The sequence below is a fragment of the Syntrophorhabdales bacterium genome, from assembly GCA_035541455.1.
In the GTDB taxonomy this organism is placed as follows: Bacteria; Desulfobacterota; Syntrophorhabdia; order Syntrophorhabdales; family WCHB1-27; genus JADGQN01.
On sequence record DATKNH010000040.1, the window covers coordinates 1 to 2,952 of the forward strand.

5 protein-coding genes are annotated in these 2,952 nt (G+C 54.3%); 1 reads left to right on the forward strand and 4 read right to left on the reverse strand.

Translation table 11 applies throughout. The features are described 5' to 3' along the window. Positions 1–28 precede the first annotated feature (28 nt). The 3 genes from VMT71_04435 to VMT71_04445 all read right to left on the reverse strand — a co-directional run bounded on the left by VMT71_04435 (position 29) and on the right by VMT71_04445 (position 1,255). Entirely contained in the window at positions 29–178 is a 150-nt protein-coding gene (locus VMT71_04435; GenBank protein ID HVN23192.1) for a hypothetical protein, read from the reverse strand. Next, complete coding sequence (locus VMT71_04440) at positions 175–411, reverse strand: hypothetical protein (protein ID HVN23193.1); 237 nt, start codon at positions 409–411, stop codon at positions 175–177. Before VMT71_04440 ends, VMT71_04435 begins: the two co-directional genes overlap by 4 nt. 202 nt (positions 412–613) lie before the next feature. Continuing rightward, a complete protein-coding gene (locus VMT71_04445; protein ID HVN23194.1) occupies positions 614–1,255 on the reverse strand; it encodes a MarC family protein in 642 nt (213 codons plus the stop codon). A gap of 470 nt (positions 1,256–1,725) precedes the next feature. Here VMT71_04445 and VMT71_04450 point away from each other — a divergent pair, with 470 nt between their 5' ends. Then, a complete protein-coding gene (locus VMT71_04450; GenBank protein ID HVN23195.1) occupies positions 1,726–2,094 on the forward strand; it encodes a hypothetical protein in 369 nt (122 codons plus the stop codon). A gap of 128 nt (positions 2,095–2,222) precedes the next feature. On the opposite strand, the gene VMT71_04455 is transcribed toward VMT71_04450, so the two are convergent. Continuing rightward, positions 2,223–2,952: TRAP transporter substrate-binding protein (locus VMT71_04455; GenBank protein ID HVN23196.1), on the reverse strand; the 730-nt coding region annotated here is incomplete at its 5' end.

Here is a 2,952-nt window from a genome sequence, read left to right on the forward strand (position 1 = left end):
GCCCAGTTTCAGAAAAAGGCCAAGCACTTCACGGAGCGAGTGATTCGTGCTCATAGCGCGTTACTTTATCCTCACCAGGCTTGGTTGTTGCGTGGCACCCGTTGAGTGCTGTCATCAGGGCTGACGTCATCAGAAGCACCACCACATACATGCGGCTGTGTGACACGACTGAGATCATACGCAGCCATCCTGCGTCACTTCTTTTTGTCCGGTGGCCCCCACGTCCAGAGATAGGCGGCATAGAAGAAGAAGCTTGCCGGTACGAAACGGCGGCCCGGCAGAGAGGTGCGATGCGTCAGTACAGATGAGAAGAATGCCGACGGCTATCGCGAGCAGCCTGAGTAAGATTCCCCGGCCCCTGGGCGTCTGCATGGCCCGCTTGGGTCTTGCTGTTGCGTGACGCAACACCATTCCGCCCTTAACCTAACACCGCCTCATCTCGATGTCGATAGTCCCAGGAAAAAGGGCGAGAACCTGTTCGATGCCTAAGATTGTTTTTCTTCATGAGCGGAGGTCACGGTAGAACACCCTCGGCCGTAGCCGTCCTCAGCTCTTCTTCTTCTCGCGTTCATGGCGGCCAGCTCAAGTGTCTGTTGTCGCAAGGATAATGTGTTTAAGACGTGCCTGTATACTGTCTTACCGCTTCAACCAGTCCGTGAAACATAAGGCCCACACCCATTGCGGATACAAAGAAGCCGACGATGCGCGTTGCTGCGTCGATCCCCTGCGGACCGATCCGCCCCAGGATTCTTTTTGCATAGGCTAGTATCAGATACGTGGCGAACGTCGCCGCCGCAATAGCCCCGACAATCGCTCCCATGGAAGCAATACCCGCTTCGGAGAGTTTCACCATGCTGGAGTAACCGATGACCGTTGCCAGAACACCCGGACCGAACATGAGCGGCATGGCGAGAGGAACGAACGCAATGTTTCCGCCCTTCTGGGTGGAGCCCATCAGGCCGCTGCCTGCCGAGGGCATGAAAAGGCTGAAGCCTATGCGTGTGAGGATTATGCCGCCGACGATACGAACCATACTGAGGGGCACGCCGAAGATCTCCAGTACAAGCCTGCCGAACAGCAGAAAGAAAAACATGAGGATCGACGCATAGAGACAGGCCCGCAAAGCAATTGCGCGGTGTGCCTTATCGTCTTTTCCCTCCAGCAGTTCGAGGAAAATGGGAAGGGACTCGAGCGGATTGATCACCGCCAGAAGGGTTGTGAATGCACCTACAAACAGGGTCACTTCCTGGCCCATGTTCCCTCCTTGAAAAGCTGGCGGCCTCAGCGCAACTGCGGGATGCCCGAGAAATGTCCAAGGTTCAGGGCTTCGACGGCGTCGTTGCCGCCGCACCGGACTGAGGTGACCAGCTACGTCCGCCAGTCTTTGTGCAGCTGTCTGCCAGCCGACCCTTTTTTGTCAACCTCTCTTCTTTCTATCGAACCCGAATGGTGGTGGCTGTGCTCATCCATACGTTCCCAGTTTACCTCATTCCCCGGCAGAATAACAGAACTCCCTCTGCGCGCCGGATCCTCTGCGCGGTTACCGTGAATTGAAGAGTGCAGCCGCACACCGCACAAAGAGTGGGCGCATTCTTACACAGCGGAATTGTTTACGTCCGTGCCGACATAGTTTGCGTTTGCCTTTTGACCAGTGGAGGCGTATCATTGCTGAAAAAGTAAGGTTCGTTCATGAGCTGGACATCTCACTCAACAGGAGAATTCGTAATGAAGCCCTCGGTTCTGACTCTGCTCGTTGTGGTCGCTTTGATGGTTAGTGGGTGCGCTGGAACTACACCGATCAAGGATGTGGCATTGCCGCCGGTGACGACGATCCAGGGAACGATCACGCAACTTAATGAACGTGGTTTTACGCTCACGGACGATTCCGGCTCAATTTTTGTTCGAGCCGAGTTGCCGAATCATGAGAAACTGGATCTCGTTCTTCACGAGAGCGTCAAGGTGTACGGTAATCTACAGGGCGGTCCCGAAAGGATATTTGACGGGTACGTTATTAGAAAGCGGACCGGAGAGCAGATTATTGTGACTGAGCCAAGTCCTCACTTCGGCTTCATTATTCAGACACGCTTTCGCTGACCAACAGTACCGAAGACTACCCTTGCGCGTCGGTTATCCGTTCCGTGTGGGCAGCTATTCGATAGCAGGATGGTCGTTGCCCGGGGGACAGAGCATCCCCCGGGTTTTCAATCACAGGATGTAAAGCTTCACTTCTGGTTTGCCTTCAGGTAGTCCTGGCAGAACTTCAGCACTTCGTCACCGGGCAGCCCCTTGGCCTTGGTATTTTTCACGTATTCTTCCAGCAGCGGTTTGACCTTTTCGGCCCACCTTGCATTCTCTTCTGCCGAGAGGGTGATGATCTTGCTTCCCCGTTTCAAAACAAACTCGCGACCTTCTTTGTCTGCTTCGTCCCAACCTTTTCCGTCTCTCTCCAGCCACTCGGCGTTCAGTTTATCAAGAATAGGCTTGATATCCGCAGGCAGGGAATCCCATTTTTCCTTGTTCATGATGATGTAGAGGCAGTCCGAATATCCTGCGCCGTAATCCTCCGTATGGTAATTGACTGTCTCTCCCAGTTTCCAGCTCTTCATGGCTTCGATCGGTGCAAGTATGCCCTCGACAATTCCTCTCGAAAGCGCATCGTAGGCTTCGGACATGGGCATGCCGACCGGTGATGCACCGAGAGCAGCCGCAACCCGCGAGCTGGTGCCTGTACTCCTTATTTTCAGTCCTTTCAAGTCTTCTAGCTTGTAGACAGGCTTCTTGGTCGTATTGAGTATGCCGGGACCGTGGGCCTGCAGCCACATCACATGCACAGCGTCGAACTCTTTTGGTTTGAACTTTTTCAGATACTCATTCGTCATCCCCGTTGCGGCAACGGCGCTCTTGTACCCGAGAGGCAAACCTACCACCTCTGTAAGAGGAAATCTGCCCTGC

Excerpts from the sequence above, each read along its gene's own strand:
- VMT71_04435 (HVN23192.1), bottom strand. The coding sequence starts at position 178 with ATGATCTCAGTCGTGTCACACAGCCGCATGTATGTGGTGGTGCTTCTG.
- VMT71_04445 (HVN23194.1), bottom strand. The coding sequence starts at position 1,255 with ATGGGCCAGGAAGTGACCCTGTTTGTAGGTGCATTCACAACCCTTCTG.
- VMT71_04440 (HVN23193.1), bottom strand. The coding sequence starts at position 411 with ATGGTGTTGCGTCACGCAACAGCAAGACCCAAGCGGGCCATGCAGACG.
- VMT71_04450 (HVN23195.1), top strand. The coding sequence starts at position 1,726 with ATGAAGCCCTCGGTTCTGACTCTGCTCGTTGTGGTCGCTTTGATGGTT.